Here is a 16,654-nt window from a genome sequence, read left to right as displayed (position 1 = left end):
TGTGAGCAGATAGCGGGTGCGCTTTGCGTACCCGCCCTGTTGCACCGGCCGGCGATCCTTGCGCTTTGCTTTCCGGATAGATAAGGCGTCCTGTATGGGAGAAAGACATTCACCAGGTTCTGTACGAAAAGTACTGGCGTAGGCATCGCAGCGTGCAGGCCAAAGTGATCATGGCGGCAAAACTTCTTGCCAGCTTGTCATAGCGAGTGCCGATCCGGCGATTCTCCTTCAGTCAGCCAAACATCTGCTTGACGATGTTCCGTTGCCGGTATTTTGGTCCCTCCAGTCACGAAAGCGCTGATACACCGTCGACCGTGGGCCGAAGCGCTCTGGTAGGCAGCACCTGAGTACATGATCCATAAAGGCCGCTGAGCATCGGTCAGTCATTACAGCAAGATCGTCTCATCTTCTGTTTTCTCGGCCTGTGTTAGCCAGTCTGCACGCACCGTGAAGCCGTATGGATCGAAATCAACACTCCACTGATTAATATCCAGAGGTAAATAAGGATTCATAACGGTAATCAGACTGTTAATGGTGTTATGTAGGCCGTGGGAACATCTGCTCAATAAGCATGATTACTTTCGCTGAATACATCTGTTAAACCGGCGATCAGGATTTTTCCCTAGTTTAATACACTCGTTGACTGCCCTAGCACATGGCAGCCACCTGCTAATGAGCAGATAAGGGACTCAAACCTGTCTGCAATCGGATGGAACCTTTTTCGGTATCAGGCTTTCCCATTTTTTAGACAGCTCTTGGACACGTCTGCTGTCTTTATCCTAGCCGCCTTCATCTTTTCATCGCGGCGTCACTGAATAGAGGAATGCTTCATGCCTACCGATAACCAGTACACCATGCAGAATCCCTTGACCCAATATCCTCAGCCTGAATTTCCCAAACAGCCACAGACTCCACCCGGTCTAGCTCAGGATATGCAGCCGCGTCCTGATCATGGTGAAACAAGCTACAAAGGCTTTGGTCGCCTCGCTGGACGTAAAGCATTGATTACCGGAGCGGACTCGGGCATAGGGCGTGCAACCGCTATTGCCTACGCCCGTGAGGGTGCTGACATCGTGTTGAACTACCTTCCTGAAGAAGAGGCTGATGCGAAAGAGGTTGTACAACTTATTGAGGCAGAAGGGCGCAAGGCCGTCTGCATCCCTGGCGATCTGAAAAGCGAGTCCTTTTGTAACGAGTTGATCACCAATGCAAAGGAAGCCCTGGGTGGGCTCGACATCCTGGTCAATGTTGCAGGTAAGCAGACAGCAATCGAAGATATTGCCAATCTGACCACAGACCAGTTTGATGCTACCTACAAGACCAATGTGTATGCACTGTTCTGGTTGTGCAAGGCAGCGATTCCTCATATGCCAGCCGGTGCGGCGATCATTAACACCACTTCTATCCAGGCAGTACAACCTTCGGAAACCCTGCTCGATTACGCACCTACAAAGGCTGCAATTACGGCATTTACCAAGGCTTTGGCCAAACAGGTCATTTCAAAGGGTATCCGCGTAAATGCGGTGGCACCTGGGCCATTCTGGACTCCGCTTCAACCCAGCGGTGGTCAGCCTCAGGAGAAAATTCCATCCTTCGGCAGCGAGACCATCTTCAAGCGTCCAGGCCAACCGGCAGAACTGGCTCCAATTTACGTCATTCTCGCCTCGCAGGAGTCCAGCTATGTGACCGGTGAAGTGTACGGCGCAACGGGTGGCATGGCCTGACGGATCGCATCATGCAGACGTTCTCAACGCATCGTATTGAGAGGGCGACTCCTCTGGCGAATTATGGTGCGTTGATCGATGGCCGTTCGGTCGCTAGGGTGGCGGCCGACGGCTCCATCGATGGCGATGCGTGACCTATATGGATTTGCCGTCGCCATTTGATCGACGGCCAGATGCATCCAGTGGTGACTATTTCTTCAGCACACTTGCCCAAGCCTATACAGCCAAGCGGGCCTATACATTCCATGCAGATCCAGCCCGCCGTTCGCTTGGCATCAAAAGCAAGACGCGACCTCTCACGACTTGCGAGACTATCCATCATGGGCTTCTTCCAGTGTATCGCTATAGTGGTGTCGAAAAGAGGAAGGTGCCTTTCTGACCTGCTGCTTCTGGCTGCTTGAGCCTACGCAGGTTCAGGCGATTAGACCTCTGTCGCTGTCCAGTGGAATCGTTAGGTGGCTACAACTACTATGAGTGATGCTCACCTCTGCTATTGCTCATGGAGTTTCTATGCCCGCGTCATCGTCCGTCGCTCCTGCTTTTGACGACGCCACAGCTCATGACCGAGATGCACTTATTCGGCATCTGAAAGATATAGTCGGCTCTCAGCATGTATTGACCGATCCCTCCCACACAAAGCGCTTTCGCAGTGGATATCGCTTCGGTACAGGCGATGCCATCGCCGTGGTTCAACCAGGCTCTCTTCTGGAGCAATGGCAGGTGGTCAAGGCATGCGTAGCGGCCAATAAAATAATCATCATGCAGGCTGCCAATACCGGCCTTACAGGCGGATCAACGCCAGATGGCAACGACTATGATCGAGACATCGTGCTCATCAACACCATGCGCATGAAAAAGATCCAACTGATCATGGGCGGCAAGCAGGTGATCTGTTTTCCGGGGTCTACACTTGATCAGCTGGAGCGAGAGTTAAAGGCTCATGGGCGGGAGCCTCACTCTGTTATTGGTTCCTCTTGCATCGGTGCCTCTGTGTTGGGCGGGGTCTGCAATAATTCAGGCGGCTCGCTCATCCAGCGTGGCCCGGCCTATACCCAGATGGCGCTCTATGCGCGCCTCGATGAGGGCGGTGAGCTTCATCTTGTCAATCATCTAGGGGTAGCGCTGGGGAGCACGCCAGAGGAAATTCTGACACGGCTGGATAATCACCAGTACGGTGAGGCCGATATTGAGCATGAGGCAGGGGCGGGGTCAGATAAAGGCTATACCGAACATGTGCGGGAGGTCGATGCTGATACCCCCGCTCGTTTCAATGCTGATACGAGTCGACTGTACGAGGCCTCTGGCAGTGCGGGCAGGCTTGCCGTTTTTGCAGTGCGGCTGGATACCTTTCCTATCGAAAAAGAAACCGCTGTTTTTTACATCGGTACCAACGATACCGCTGATTTGACTGAGATCCGACGGCACATGCTTGCCAATTTCTCGCAGCTTCCCATTTCCGGTGAGTACATGCATCGGGATGCATTTGATATCGCAGAGACGTATGGAAAGGATACCTTTCTTATTATCGACCGCTTGGGTACTGAGCGGCTGCCTAAATTGTTTTCACTCAAAAGTCGTTTTGATGAAATATTCAATCGTTTCGGCTTTCTGCCTTCACATCTGGCTGATCGAATTCTGCAAGCAGTAAGTCATGTGTTCCCAAGTCATTTGCCCAAGCGGATGAAGGAATACAGGAACCAGTATGAGCACCATTTGATCCTCAAGGTCGCGGGCTCTTTGATCGAGGAGACGCAGCATTACCTTGACAAATTTCTCGGGCAAACCCGCGGGGCTTACTTCAGGTGTACTGCCGAAGAGGGGCGTAAAGCGTTCTTACACCGCTTTGCCGCTGCCAGTGCAGCGGTACGCTACCGGGACGTTCACCCGCGCGAAGTAGAAGACATTGTGGCATTGGATATTGCGCTTAGACGTAACGATCGAGAGTGGTTTGAAACCCTCCCAGCCGACATTGAGGACAAGCTTGTCCATAAACTCTATTACGGTCACTTCTTCTGCCATGTCTTCCACCAGGATTATATCGTCAGGAAGGGCAACGATTGCCTCGCCATCGAGCATCGCATGTGGAAATTACTGGATCATCGCGGTGCCGAGTATCCGGCGGAGCACAACGTGGGCCATCTCTACCATGCCAAACCGGGCCTTAAAGCCTTCTACCGCAAGCTTGATCCCTGCAATAGCTTTAATCCTGGTATTGGGCATACCAGTAAGTGCAGCCATTGGACCGAGACGGGGACGAATGCACCGGAAGCTCGCTAAGTAGGGGATCTGGTTCAGGAGATAGGAAGGAAGAGAAAAGATGACCGCTCTAGAACGGGTAACCGTGGGGAAACTAAAGCGGTCGACAGGATGTTACGCAGTAAATGTTAAGAAACGATGAATGCGGCGTGAAGGAGGGGTGATAAGCCCGCTGTATGCGCTGCTCAAGGGCAAGGCCAAGAGCAGCAACAAGCAAAGCTATTGCATTCAATAAGTACAGTTAATACAAGGCCGGCAGCGGCTACTGCTTTCAATTACACAATGATACTGGTCGATACAATAGGCGCTAGACGGTACAAAAAGACGGATGAGCGGAGGATGCTATAGTGTGATACGCAGCACATAATAGCCCGCCTCTTTTCAGGTCTTATGGAGGGCAGCAGCATGGCGGAAAGAGAGAAGGCGAGACGCCTCGTAGAACTGCAAAAGGAAATTCGTCAGTACCAGATCAAAGTAGATCAGGCCCGCCTACTCGTCCAGAAAAACTTCCTGGACTACACCGAAGCCTACAATACCTTGAGCTTGCTGGAGGCCCAGCTGGAAGCTGAATGGCAGCATCAGGGCGCCAGTGCGTAATTATTGACTTGCACCCCTCCTCAATCGTTTTGTCGGGTAACGAGCCTTAGCTGATAAATCATTCCACAGTGTGATTCTCAAATCGCTTCTCCCCTGTATTCTAAGGCTGCATACAACGCTTGAAGGAGCAGGGTGGTGAGCAAGACGCGAGTAGGAATCATCTTTGGCGGCCGCTCTTCAGAGCATGAGGTTTCCTTACAGTCTGCCAGGAATATTGTTGATGCGATCGATAAGTCACGGTTCGACATCGTCTTGATCGGAATCGACAAAGAAGGCCAATGGCATCTTAATGATGCTTCCGATTATCTGCTTCATGCTGAAAACCCTGCGCTCATTGCGCTTAACCGCTCCAATCGAGCCTTGGCACTTGTACCGGGGCAGCGCGAGCAGCAATGGATCGAGACGTCATCGACTCAGGCATTAGGCCAAATTGATGTCATCTTCCCGATCGTGCATGGTCCTCTGGGAGAGGATGGCTCTCTTCAAGGCCTTCTACGAATAGCCGATCTGCCATTTGTAGGTTCCGGGGTGCTGGGGTCAGCTGTCTGCATGGATAAGGATGTCACTAAGCGTCTCCTGCGTGATGCAGGGCTACCCGTTGTACCGTTCCTGACCTTCAACCGGCTGACCGCTGCTCGTACCACGTTCAATGAGGTGATTGAAACGCTAGGCTCGCCTGTCTTTGTCAAGCCTGCCAACCAAGGTTCTTCCGTAGGCGTCAGTAGCGCTGAGACTGAAGCGGACTATCATGAAGCACTGGCTCAGGCCTTTGCCTACGACACCAAGGTTTTAGTGGAGCAAGCCGTCAAGGGTCGTGAGATCGAATGTGCGATTCTGGGCAACGACGAGCCCATTGCCAGTACCTGCGGTGAAATTGTCGTGCACAAAGGCTTTTATTCGTACGACACCAAGTACATTGACGATAACGGCGCTGAAGTCAGAGTCCCGACTGATCTGCCTGACGCAATGAGTGAACATATACGCACATTGGCCCTTGAGGCATTCAAGGTGCTGGAATGCGCAGGTCTGGCACGAGTTGATGTTTTCCTGACGGCTGAAGGTGAGGTACTGATCAATGAGGTCAACACCTTGCCAGGGTTTACCAATATCAGCATGTATCCCAAATTATGGGAAGCCAGCGGAGTAAGTTACCGTGATCTGATTACACGGCTAATTGAGCTGGCGCAGGAGCGTCATGCTCAGGAGCGTACGCTCAAACATTCCCGTTAATGGGCAAGGGCTAAGGTAACGACGCCTTAGCCCTTGATTGCCTTACGGCATGTCTGTTTGAGTGCGTCGAGCGGGCTTGGCCAGAATCCCATCAACACGGAACATCGCCTTGATCCCGCGCACGGCCTGACGAATACGGTCCTGATTTTCGATTAGTGCAAAGCGCACATGGTCGTCACCGTAATCCCCAAAACCGATTCCAGGCGAGACCGATACCTTGGCATCTGCCAGCAGTTTTTTTGCAAACTCCAGCGAGCCCAGGTGCGCATAGGCCTCAGGAATTTTGGCCCAGACATACATTGAGGCCTTGGGGTTCTCAACCATCCAGCCCGCTTCATGCAGACCTCTCACCAGCACATCCCGACGCTGCTGATAGTAAGCGGCAATATCTCGCACGCACTGCTGGTCACCCTCTAGTGCGGCAATCGCAGCCACTTGTAGTGGCGTAAACGTACCGTAATCATGGTAACTCTTGATACGCGCCAGGGCATTGACCAGCTCTGGATTACCGACCATGAAGCCGATTCGCCAGCCTGCCATGTTGTAGCTTTTGGACAGGGTGAAGAACTCGACAGCGATATCCTTGGCGCCCGGTACTTGCATGATGGAAGGTGCCTTCCACCCGTCAAACACGATGTCGGCATAGGCAAGGTCATGGACGACCAGCACGTTGTACTGCTTGGCTAGCGCAATCACCCGTTCGAAAAATTCCAGCTCGATGCACTGAGCCGTAGGGTTTGAAGGGAAACCCAGAATCATCATCTTTGGTTTGGGAATGCTCTCGCGAATAGCGCGCTCAAGCTCGGCAAAAAAGTCCATCCCGGGTACCAGTGGTACGGAGCGTACCTGGGCGCCTGCGATTACAGCACCATAGATATGGATCGGATAACTGGGGTTTGGCACCAGTACCGTATCGCCCGCATCCAGTGTTGCAAGCATGAGATGAGCAAGACCTTCCTTTGAGCCGATCGTAACGATGGCTTCAGATTCTGGGTCAATCTCAACCGCATAACGGTCCTGATACCAGCGCGAAATGGCTCGGCGCAGGCGAGGAATTCCCTTGGAGCTGGAATACCCATGGGTGTCTTCGCGCTGGGCTACCTGACATAGCTTTTCCACAATATGAGGAGGGGTCGCACCATCGGGATTGCCCATACTCAAGTCAATAATGTCTTCACCACGACGACGGGCAACCAATTTGAGCTCAGCCGTTATGTTGAAGACGTAAGGGGGGAGACGATCAATACGCGTGAAGCGGCGCATGGAGCTGGAATCAGCCATGTTTTCCTCGATAGACGTAAGCGCCCGGAACCGTCCGAGCGACGTGGGTCACTGCACGTGACCTAACCGTACTGTAGCCGAGAAAACAGCGAAGCGGCAGCAGGTAACAAAATTTCTACGGCATCATTTTCCGCCTTCAGGTGGTTTTGAAAGACAGCGGGTAAGTTTGCCGAGGAGTTCATCAAGCTGTCGCTGCTCGGCTTCGGTCAATGGCGCTAACACGCGCTGTTCGTTTTCAACATGCGGTGCCAGCATTGCATCGATCAGGCTTCGCCCCTTGTCTGTTAGGGCTACCAGCGTACCTCGACGGTCTGTGGGATGTTTGCGTCGCTCAATCAACTCGGCTCGCTCAAGGCGGTCCAGCCGGTTGGTCATACCACCGGAGGAAATCATCGCCGCCTCATAGAGCGCGGTTGGCGTCAAGGCGAATGGCTCTCCTGAGCGTCGCAACGTCGCCAGCACATCAAACTCCCCTGGGTGCAACCCATAGCGGGCAAAGAAGGGGTTGATGTAGTCCCGGGTGATCAGTTGGGCAAGTTCACCAAATCGCCCCAGGACCTGCATGGGAAATGGATCTACATCAGGTCTTTGCTTTCGCCATTGCTCAGTAGCCAGAAGGGCTCTGTCAGTCATAATTCACCTATTTGTCTTGATATTAAGATACTTTGTATTAAGTTAATTATAGAGAAACGAGTCTAGACAATCAAAAGGAGCTATACATGACTGCCTCGGAACATACTTACAGGCTCTGGCCTATCGTGGTGGCCCTGATACTGGTTAGCTTTAATCTCAGGCCTATCCTGGCTGCGATTGGACCACTGCTGGATGAGATCCAGCACACAACGGGTCTTGGCAGTGCATTGGCGGGTTTGCTGACCACACTTCCGGTATTTGCCATGGGGGTGGGTGCGTTGTTTGGCGCCCGGCTTCAGGCACTGCTCGGTGAGTGCAAGGGCGTTATGATTGGGGTGGGGGCTATCGCGTTAGCGTGTGCATTGCGCTGGTTTTTGCCCTCTACCACCGGTCTTATCGTGACTGCGGTAATAGCAGGGCTCGGAATCTCACTCGTGCAGGCGCTGCTGCCAGCCTATATCAAGCATCACTTTCCCACGCGTGTTGGCCTGCTGATGGGGCTGTATACCACTGGCATCATGGGCGGAGCTGCGCTGGCGGCGGCATCGGCATCACCACTGACCGATACCGTCGGCAGCTGGGCGTCTACCTTTGCCTTATGGTCCATTCCTGCTGTGCTGGGTGCATTGATATGGAGTCAGACCGCTACCCCTGCGGTAGAGCACGCCGCCAATAGACCGGTCCGGCTTCCGCTACGGGCTGGAAGAGCTTGTCTACTCATGGTCGCCTTTGGTATAGGCACCGGTGCCTATACACTGGTACTCGCCTGGCTACCCCCGTTCTATATTCAGCTAGGATGGTCAGCGGCTGAAAGTGGTTATCTGCTTGGCGCACTGACAGTGATGGAAGTAGTGGCAGGGCTTGCCGTCTCGATGTTTATTAGCCACTTCCCGGACAGACGCATTCCTCTGCTGAGTGTATTGCTGCTGATACTGATGGGGCTGGCAGGACTCGTCACTGCACCGATCATGATGGCAGTTCCCGCGGCTGTACTGCTGGGCACCGGTATTGGTGCGCTGTTTCCGCTCTCGTTGATCGTCACCATGGATCATGTCAGTGATGCAAGAACGGCAGGAGCATTGATGGGGTTCGTACAAGGAGGCGGCTACATTATCGCCAGTGGTATGCCTTTTTTGGCAGGGCTGATACGGGAGCATTCAACTAATCTCTCCCAGGCCTGGCTGCTGATGGCGCTCGGTATTGTCGTGCTCATGGCAATGGTGACGCGTCTGGCGCCGTTTACCCGGTTTGAAGCAGATGCGTGGCAGCTGCAACCTCATTAAAGGAGCGAGCCCGTATAGGGTCCATACTGAAGACATGTAAGCAATGAAGCATCTTGCAGGCCGCCCTGGATCTTAAAACGATTACCCATACCTCAGTTTTAATACTCCATCCCGATCCCGGCTCTTATTCGTTGCTTGCATACGAAGTAGAGCCTTTATCTGTTCGTTTGTACGCTTGGAAGATCAATTCCAAGCAGTCCATGGCTTGGTTAGAGGAGGAGCGTTGAGGCTTGGTGGTGAGTATTCGAAATAGTCCTCACGGTTGCCGAAGGTTTTCCGTTTAGCACGTCGGGACGCTAACGTTGCAGAGCACGCCAAGGTAGCGAGCCACATACACTATCTTTTCATATCCCCTGAGCGAACCTTTCTTGGTTAACACTGCATTGGATACTGCCGAAGCGGATGCTTGATTTATCCCTTATGACATCCAGATGTCGTACGCCTTGGCGCATTGCATACGCTTTTCGGTGCTGGCCCATGCGGGGGTGCATGAACTCTGGAGCTGTCTCGATCTTTAGCGAAAGCCTTGATTAATAACACCTCATCGCCACTTAACTGGGTACACTCCTTCTTTTTAGGAGCGCGCCAATGCTTATTGTTCGTTTGCAAAATGGTGTGACCTTTGCTCTTGAGCGCTCGGTAGGCAATGTTGGCAAGCATGGTCTCTGGGAATTTCACCGTGGCGAAAGCTCCTATATGCGCCCACCGAATTACACCCCTTGGCGGCATGCGGCGGTTTACCCTGCAGACCCTCAGGAAGGCCAGACGGTAACGTTAGCTGTGTGTAGAACCGGTATGCCTGAAGAGGAGTGGGCCCAGATGGGAGAGGGAGTGGCAAGGTATGAATCGGATCGGTAAGCCGATTAAACGTGCAGGTAGGTAAACCCGCCTGCGGCTGTTTTTACCCTCTTACCCTGATCTACTAAAGCTATGCGGCCCCGTGGCACTACGGTTGGGATCATTCGTACCAAAACTGCTTATGGTTGGTTGGAAATCAGCGTGGCCGTACAGCCACGCTGTAATGAACAACGCAAAAGACGAATTCCACGCATCCTTTATACCGTTAACGACTCAGGAAGTGGAGGACAGCTGAATCAGCCAGTTGGGCCCACCCTTGTTCATCTCAGGCAGTACGGTATTGCAGTCCTTTAACCCAAGCGATGCCTTTTTTCGTAAAGGGCATGAAAAAGCTAACTGAGGCTATCAAAGTCAAGGCTCTTGGGTAATACCAGCCCATAGAAGATTAACTCAATATTGACAAATCTGTTTACCTGCAAGAGGGAAGCAGATGCTTACTGCTCTTGAGTGATCAGATCATACAAGGCATGGACAAGCGAGTCGACGTCCGCTTCGCTGATTACCAGAGGTGGTAACAAGCGAATGGTATTTCCTCGAGTAACATTGATGAGTAGGCGGTGGTTGTCCAAGGCCCGTCGCATCAGTGATTGGCAGGGTTTATCCAGCTGGATGCCAATCAACAGGCCAGCCCCGCGTATCGCTTGTACATGGGGGAGGTGGCTCAGCGCATTCTCCAGGCACTCCTTAAGCCGCTTACCCTGTTGCGCGGCACGCTCGATCAGGCCTTCCTCCTCGATGATATCCAGTACGGTACATCCCACCCGGCATACCAGTGGATTGCCACCAAAGGTACTGCCATGGCTCCCAGGTGTAAAAAGCTCAGCGGCAATGCCTGATGCCAGGCATGCACCAATGGGTAGCCCGTTAGCCAGTGCCTTGGCCAGTGTTACTACGTCGGGTTGTATTCCTTCATGTTGATACGCAAACCAAGCCCCTGTCCGGCCCATACCGGTCTGAATCTCGTCCAGCATGAGTAGCCAGCCTTGGCGCGTGCAGTATTCACGCAGGGCTGTCAGGTAGCCTGGAGGAGGTGTTATGACCCCAGCTTCTCCCTGGATTGGTTCTACCAGCACGGCTACGATCTGATCGCTATGCTGACGGGTTATGGTTTCCAGAGCCTTCATGTCGCCAAATGGGACCCTGATAAAATCGTTGATCAACGGGCCAAAGCCGTTACGAACGCTAGGACTGTCGCTGGCAGAAGTCATGGTCAGAGAACGTCCATGAAAAGCATTTTCCATCACTACAACTTTGGGCTCGGAGATACCTTGTCGGTGCGCATATCGACGCGCGAGCTTAAAGGCGGCTTCGTTAGCCTCAGAGCCCGAATTACCGAAAAAGACACGTTGCATGCCTGAAAGCTGCGTCAAACGTTCGGCCAGTTGATGCTGCCACGTAATGCTGTAGTGATTGGATGTGTGCAGCAGAAGATGAGCTTGCTCTTGAATAGCTTGAGTGATACGCGGGTGCGAATGCCCGACATTAGTTACTGCAATGCCAGCAACAGCATCCTGGTACTCAACGCCACTCTGGTCCCAGAGGCGGGTACCTTTACCGCTTACAAAGCTGACGGGCAGAGGAGAATACGTTTGCATGAGTGGTGAGGAGGGCTCTGCAACAGGATGGGCATTGAAGGAATGCGCCTGCGTGTCTGCCAAATAAGTTCGCGTCATAAAACCTCCAGCGTCAAGGGAGGTATGAGTATCGTTAAACAGAAATATGAGATAAACGCTACGATTCTTCTAACACCTTGAAGCTGGGCTTTAAAATGGACCTTTACCAAGCCATGACCGTTTTTGTGCGGGTCGTTGAAAGCGGTAGCATGACAGCGGCGGGAGAGCAGTGCGGCTTGTCGACTACGATGGTCGGTAATCATCTTCGTGCACTGGAGAAGCGCTTGGGCATGAGTCTTTTGCGCAGAACGACCCGACGGCAAAGCCTGACTGAGTTTGGCGCTGTTTATTACCAACGATGCGTCGAAGTCCTTGGACTTGTAGAAGATTCAGAGCGCCTGGCCGAGCAGGCGCAGGCTACCCCTCATGGAACCTTGCGCCTCACAGCACCGCCTACATTTGGCGCGGAATGCCTGATGCCTGCCATGGCGGATTATTTGTCCCGTTATCCAGACGTCAAACTTGATCTTGTATTAACGGACCGGCTGGTCGATCTGGTTGAAGAGGGCTTCGACGCTGCCATCCGGCTGGGCACTCTGGATGCTTCGCGGCTCATTGCCCGACCGCTAATGGATTATGGCCTGACTATCTGCGCTTCACCTGCCTATCTAAAACAGCATGGCTGGCCGGAGCAACCGGAGGAACTCTCTCGTCATGAGTGCTTGTCTTTTGCCTATCCTGCCGGCACTGAATGGCGGTGGACCGAAAAGCGCTGGCGCCTGAGCGGGCCAGAAGGAGAGATATCCATCGAAATCAGTGGGCGAGTAATGGTGAACAGTGCCCAAGGCCTACGTCAGGCTGCACTTAGCGGCATGGGTATTGTCATGCTGCCTAATGTGCTGGTCTGGCAGGACCTACAACAAGGCAAGCTGGTAAAGCTGTTAGGTCGATACCAATTACCCACCAGGTCAATGCACCTTGTTTATTCCCAGGACCGCTACCGTTCGCCCAAGCTCCGCAGCTTTGTAGACTTTGCCCTGGAAGCGTTTCGGTGATGTTGCCGCTCTACAAATGAATTACAGAGAAAGGTATCTGGCATAAGTGTTGCTTTTGGTCTACTGCGCTTAAGTTAATGCTTCCATAACCGATACATATAACAGGCAGATCATGCAGCTATTTTTTTGTCAATAGCGCAGGTCATAAGAATTGATATTGAACATTCAGATGTAGTTCATCACGATCAATCATGAAAACACGTTATACAGGTACGGCGAACATCTTGCTAAATCCTGCTGAAAAGCCGGAGATCAGCGCTTATGAGCTTTCAAAGGATGAATATGCCTTCATCAATCTTATCCTAAGAGAACATGCCTCCAATGATGGAATACTGGACGGTCAAGATGTAGACGCCAATTTACTGACTGAAAGCTCGGATGCTCAGCTTAGAAACGAGTTTTCGAATCAAGCCCGTATGTTGGATGCAGCCATGACCCTGATTGATGCGTCTTCCTTTTCGGGCCAGGAAACCTTGGAGCAGGCAGCCCTTGAGTGCCTTAAACTGGCACGCGCCCTCGTTGGGCAGTTAATGGGCCAACCCATGAGCAATGAAGCTCCCTCAGCTGGCTGAAGCACTCTTACTTTTCTCCACCCTTCATCCAGCTGTTAATCTCTGCAAAAGACACGGCATTCTCGGCAAAGCCAAAGGTGCCCTCATCCCGAACCTCTAGTGCTGCCGCGATGAAGCCACTCCATGCGGCCCTTGCCATTGAACTGCCCAGGCTGATTCGCTTAACGCCAGCCTCAGCCAGTTCACTAACACTATAGTTTGCACCGGACAGGCCCATTACGACATTGACGGGTCTTGAAACGGACTTGCATACAAGCCGTATCGCGTCGAGATCAGGCAAACCAGGTGCATACAGCACATCAGCGCCTGCTTTTTCATAGGCCTGGAGGCGTCGGATCACGTCATCAAGGTTTCCGCTGCCGCACGTATAGGTTTCAGCACGTGCAACCAGCATGAAGGGAAAACCTAGCTCCTTGACAGTTTCAGCTGCCGCCGCAATGCGCTCTACCGCATGGTTGAAATCATAGAGGGGTGACGCCGCCTCGCGAGTGGAATCTTCTATCGAGCCACCCGCCAACCCCCTCTCGGCTGCCAGTCGTATCGTTTCGCTAACCGCTTCTGGTGAGTCGCCAAATCCGTTTTCCAAGTCCGCCGTGACTGGCAGGTCCGTTGCCTGGATGATGCTCTCGGCATTTGCCAATACAAGATCGCGGGAGAGGCTGCCACGAGCATCCTGGCGGCCAAGACTAAAAGCCAGACCTGCACTGGTGGTCGCCAGGGCTTCGAAGCCAAGCCGGCTCAGTATGCGAGCACTGCCAGCGTCCCATGGATTAGGCAACAGTAAAGGCTGGTCATAGGTATGAAGCTTTTTGAAGAGTGCCGCTTTCTCGAAAACATCCATGGCTAGCTCCTTTCAGGTTCGGTAGTCCTGCAGCTCTTGCCGCTACCATAGCGAAGTGCAATCAACTCTAATGCATTCATCTTGACGCAGTCATAGCCTGAGCGGACCTCCGTCTGTCAGTAAAGGTCGCGGTTATCGCTGCTCAGTCTGAAGTGAGATCGAGTCGACTAATCTAACCAGTGACTTATCGAAGCGACGTCTGGCACTAAACTCTTTTAAAAGCACTCTCTCAAAGCTCGCGTATAGGGGTCCTGCATCAGGACCTTCAACTTCAGGGCCTTTTATTAAAGCCTTGCCCAGGCTCAATTACTATGGACATACGAATGGACGCCTACGCCGTGCTTAATGAAGAGCTTACCCTTTTAGCCAGCAGCGATTCGTTGCCACCTTATAACCAGAAGCTGGCTTCATCGATTCTCTACCGTTTGTTGATGGAAGAGTCAGGCGAGATGTCCCAGATCTGCCGGTCTTCGATCCTGACTGTTCTCGCCATGCTGATTCGTGAGGATGTCGAGAAAAACAACACGCAGGCGATCGCAGCGACTAATCAGATTCTTGAGCGAATCAAGCAGTAAAGCTGCCTGTTACCAGGCGAATGGTTAAAGGCTTTGATTCACCCAGTATTTGACGTCAGGCAGTTATGGCTATGTGCTGTAACTGCCTAGTCGATGCCTGCTAACCGGTTGAGATCAATAGGGTCTCCCGGGTGCGTATGCAATTTATCTCTTAAGTCTTCAAACATTTGATCGTAATCTTCGTGATGCGTGAAAACACTCGCCTTGGGTAGAGGGACGCCATAGCGACGTAGCCGATGATCAATTTCTGCCAGGAAGTTATAGGCTTCGTCCCGATGCATCGAAAAGCGTTCCTCTACCATGTGCTGGCCGACCTGACCTGAAAGGTGAAAGTGAGCATGCTGGTTGGAGGAGACTGGATCAACCGTGTATTCCAGCAACAAGTGCATGGCGGGAAGGTATCCATTGGCAACCTGCTCTACTTCAATGCGGCCGGGTACAAACATGCGTTAGCTCCTGCAAGATCACTATATGCATCATTTTCAAGCTGTTAACCAACGGCGCAGCCGTCAAACCAACAGCGACAATATAAAGGTCCAGATACAAACATACGCCAACAGTGCCAAGCTGTACTGAAGCACCATTCTCATAATTGAAGATTCTGCACCTACCTGGTTAACGGCCGCAGCGGCAATCGCAATTGATTGTGGTGAGATCAGCTTGGCCATTACGCCGCCGCTGGTATTGGCCGCGACGAGCAATGCCTGGCTGGTACCAATTTGTACTGCCGTTACCGATTGCAGGTGAGCAAACAGCGTATTGTTGTTGACCACTGAACCGGTGATGAATACGCCTAACCAGCCGATAGCGGGGGAGAGAAGTGGAAAAGCCCGTCCCGTTTCAGCCAGAGCCAGTCCAATGGTAGAGGATGCACCGGAAAAGTTCGCAATATAGGCAACACCCATGATGAGGCAGATCATAATCAGCGGTCGCCATAACTCTTTTACCGTCTGTCTGAGCTGCTCGCCTGCACTTTGCCAGGAAAGCCTGGAAGAAAGCAGCGTGGTTAATAACACCGAAAGCAGAATGGCTGTGCCGGGCGCACTGATTAATGCAATATTCCAGGTGGCTGGCAGGGTATGCACCGCCGCAGCGATTGGTGGGATTTCTTCTACCTGCTGATGAAGCAACGGGGCATTTATTCTCAGGATGCTTGCGGCTAGGGGGCCTTGTGATGCAAACAATGATTTAAAGGCTGGCAAGCTCCACAACAGAACGAGCCCGGTGAGGATATAAAAAGGCGACCAGGCAGCCAAAACCTCTTTCAGTGACCAGCGTTGTGATGAGCGTGGCGGAGCGTCAGACTCGCGATAGATATGCCTGGGCCGCCAGAATTGCATGAACAGGGCAAGAGCGCCCATCGACACAAGAGGGGCGATGATATCGACCAGCTCTGGCCCTAGCAGGTACAACGTTAGCGTCTGGAGCCCGCTGAACAGCCCACCGATCAACAACAATACCGGCCAGGTTTCACGAACGCCGCGCAGTCCATCCAGCACCAGAATCAATAATGTGGGAATAAGTAGCGTAGCCGGCTGGACAATGGCAATCATCATCAGCGCCATATCCTCTAATGGCACCGAGCCCTGTTGTGCGCCCACGATGACCGGAATTCCAATAGCGCCATAAGCGCCTGCAGCCGCATTAGCCAACAGGCACAGCATGGCAGCCTTGAGTGGCTTGAAACCTAGCTCGACCAGAAGCGCAGCACAAATGGCAATAGGGACGCCAAATCCGGCAACACCCTCCAGAAAGCCGCCAAAGCAGAATGCGATCAGAATAACCTGGACGCGTTGATCTTCAGAGATAGTCGCAATACTGCTGCGTATGATCTCGAATTTGCCACTTTTAACCGCCAACTTATAAAGCCATACCGCCATAAGAACGATATAGCCAATAGGCCATAACCCATTGGCGATACCCAATAGCGCTGCGCTCAAAATCTTACCGAGTGGCATGCCAAACAACAGCAGCGAACAAATCACTGCAATGGCTAAGGTCAGCAGGGAGGCGATGAGTCCTTTAAGCTTGAAAAGCGTCAGCGCCAGCAGAAAAAACAGGATAGGAATTGCAGCGACCAAGGCAGAGAGATAGGTATTGCCGAGTGGATCGTAAAGTTGCTGCCACATGAGCGGC

16 protein-coding genes and 1 pseudogene are annotated in these 16,654 nt (G+C 52.6%); 10 read left to right on the top strand and 7 right to left on the bottom strand.

Annotation, left to right across the window (positions count from 1 at the left end):
• Nucleotides 1-109 precede the first annotated feature (109 nt).
• Nucleotides 110-277: pseudogene (locus IEX86_RS15365) on the bottom strand (transposase); the annotation flags it as partial.
• Nucleotides 278-830: 553 nt separating this feature from the next.
• On the opposite strand from IEX86_RS15365, the gene IEX86_RS15360 reads away from it, so the two are divergent.
• The 5 genes from IEX86_RS15360 (at nt 831) to ddlA (ending at nt 5,807) form a co-directional block, all read left to right on the top strand.
• On the top strand, nt 831-1,724 hold the full coding sequence (locus IEX86_RS15360; protein WP_188867003.1) for an SDR family oxidoreductase: 894 nt from the start codon (nt 831-833) through the stop codon (nt 1,722-1,724).
• 11 nt (nt 1,725-1,735) lie between these two features.
• Complete coding sequence (locus tag IEX86_RS25410) at nt 1,736-1,858, top strand: hypothetical protein (RefSeq protein WP_268239865.1); 123 nt, start codon at nt 1,736-1,738, stop codon at nt 1,856-1,858.
• Between the two features lie 376 nt (nt 1,859-2,234).
• Nucleotides 2,235-4,001, top strand: a complete 1,767-nt coding sequence (gene dld / locus IEX86_RS15355; protein WP_188867002.1) for a D-lactate dehydrogenase — start codon at nt 2,235-2,237, stop codon at nt 3,999-4,001.
• A 384-nt stretch (nt 4,002-4,385) separates the two neighbouring features.
• Nucleotides 4,386-4,577: a hypothetical protein gene (locus tag IEX86_RS15350; RefSeq protein ID WP_188867001.1), complete on the top strand. Its 192-nt coding sequence runs from the start codon at nt 4,386-4,388 to the stop codon at nt 4,575-4,577.
• Nucleotides 4,578-4,712: 135 nt separating this feature from the next.
• On the top strand, nt 4,713-5,807 hold the full coding sequence (gene ddlA, locus IEX86_RS15345; RefSeq protein WP_188867000.1) for a D-alanine--D-alanine ligase: 1,095 nt from the start codon (nt 4,713-4,715) through the stop codon (nt 5,805-5,807).
• A 42-nt stretch (nt 5,808-5,849) separates the two neighbouring features.
• Here ddlA and alaC read toward each other — a convergent pair whose 3' ends face one another.
• Both alaC and IEX86_RS15335 read right to left on the bottom strand, forming a co-directional pair.
• The gene (gene alaC, locus IEX86_RS15340; protein WP_188866999.1) at nt 5,850-7,088 is read right to left on the bottom strand and encodes an alanine transaminase; all 1,239 of its coding nucleotides are present in this window, start codon (nt 7,086-7,088) and stop codon (nt 5,850-5,852) included.
• Between the two features lie 123 nt (nt 7,089-7,211).
• Nucleotides 7,212-7,721, bottom strand: coding sequence for a MarR family winged helix-turn-helix transcriptional regulator (locus IEX86_RS15335; protein WP_188866998.1), 510 nt, complete (start codon nt 7,719-7,721; stop codon nt 7,212-7,214).
• A gap of 86 nt (nt 7,722-7,807) precedes the next feature.
• Here IEX86_RS15335 and IEX86_RS15330 point away from each other — a divergent pair, with 86 nt between their 5' ends.
• Together IEX86_RS15330 and IEX86_RS15325 are read left to right on the top strand one after the other, a co-directional pair.
• On the top strand, nt 7,808-9,004 hold the full coding sequence (locus IEX86_RS15330) for an MFS transporter (RefSeq protein WP_188866997.1): 1,197 nt from the start codon (nt 7,808-7,810) through the stop codon (nt 9,002-9,004).
• Nucleotides 9,005-9,592: 588 nt separating this feature from the next.
• Nucleotides 9,593-9,862 (top strand): hypothetical protein, encoded by a 270-nt coding sequence (locus IEX86_RS15325; RefSeq protein ID WP_188866996.1) that lies wholly within the window; start codon nt 9,593-9,595, stop codon nt 9,860-9,862.
• Nucleotides 9,863-10,296: 434 nt separating this feature from the next.
• Here IEX86_RS15325 and IEX86_RS15320 read toward each other — a convergent pair whose 3' ends face one another.
• Nucleotides 10,297-11,457: an aspartate aminotransferase family protein gene (locus tag IEX86_RS15320; RefSeq protein WP_229685365.1), complete on the bottom strand. Its 1,161-nt coding sequence runs from the start codon at nt 11,455-11,457 to the stop codon at nt 10,297-10,299.
• A 173-nt stretch (nt 11,458-11,630) separates the two neighbouring features.
• Here IEX86_RS15320 and IEX86_RS15315 point away from each other — a divergent pair, with 173 nt between their 5' ends.
• Both IEX86_RS15315 and IEX86_RS15310 read left to right on the top strand, forming a co-directional pair.
• Nucleotides 11,631-12,530, top strand: coding sequence for a LysR family transcriptional regulator (locus IEX86_RS15315; protein ID WP_188866994.1), 900 nt, complete (start codon nt 11,631-11,633; stop codon nt 12,528-12,530).
• 191 nt (nt 12,531-12,721) lie between these two features.
• A complete protein-coding gene (locus IEX86_RS15310) occupies nt 12,722-13,102 on the top strand; it encodes a hypothetical protein (protein WP_188866993.1) in 381 nt (126 codons plus the stop codon).
• A 7-nt stretch (nt 13,103-13,109) separates the two neighbouring features.
• On the opposite strand, the gene IEX86_RS15305 is transcribed toward IEX86_RS15310, so the two are convergent.
• Nucleotides 13,110-13,943: an isocitrate lyase/PEP mutase family protein gene (locus IEX86_RS15305; RefSeq protein ID WP_188866992.1), complete on the bottom strand. Its 834-nt coding sequence runs from the start codon at nt 13,941-13,943 to the stop codon at nt 13,110-13,112.
• A 323-nt stretch (nt 13,944-14,266) separates the two neighbouring features.
• Here IEX86_RS15305 and IEX86_RS15300 point away from each other — a divergent pair, with 323 nt between their 5' ends.
• Nucleotides 14,267-14,518, top strand: coding sequence for a hypothetical protein (locus IEX86_RS15300; protein WP_188866991.1), 252 nt, complete (start codon nt 14,267-14,269; stop codon nt 14,516-14,518).
• Between the two features lie 86 nt (nt 14,519-14,604).
• On the opposite strand, the gene IEX86_RS15295 is transcribed toward IEX86_RS15300, so the two are convergent.
• Nucleotides 14,605-14,964 carry a DUF5064 family protein gene (locus IEX86_RS15295; RefSeq protein ID WP_188866990.1) on the bottom strand — a complete coding sequence of 120 codons (360 nt, stop codon included), beginning with the start codon at nt 14,962-14,964 and terminating at the stop codon, nt 14,605-14,607.
• A 63-nt stretch (nt 14,965-15,027) separates the two neighbouring features.
• A complete protein-coding gene (locus IEX86_RS15290; protein ID WP_188866989.1) occupies nt 15,028-16,647 on the bottom strand; it encodes an L-lactate permease in 1,620 nt (539 codons plus the stop codon).
• Nucleotides 16,648-16,654: the final 7 nt, after the last annotated feature.

It is taken from the genome of Pseudomonas asuensis (genome assembly GCF_014646755.1).
Lineage (GTDB): Bacteria > Pseudomonadota > Gammaproteobacteria > Pseudomonadales > Pseudomonadaceae > Chryseomonas > Chryseomonas asuensis.
Note: the sequence above shows the minus strand (reverse complement) of the source record. Positions and strands in the feature narration are given on the sequence as shown.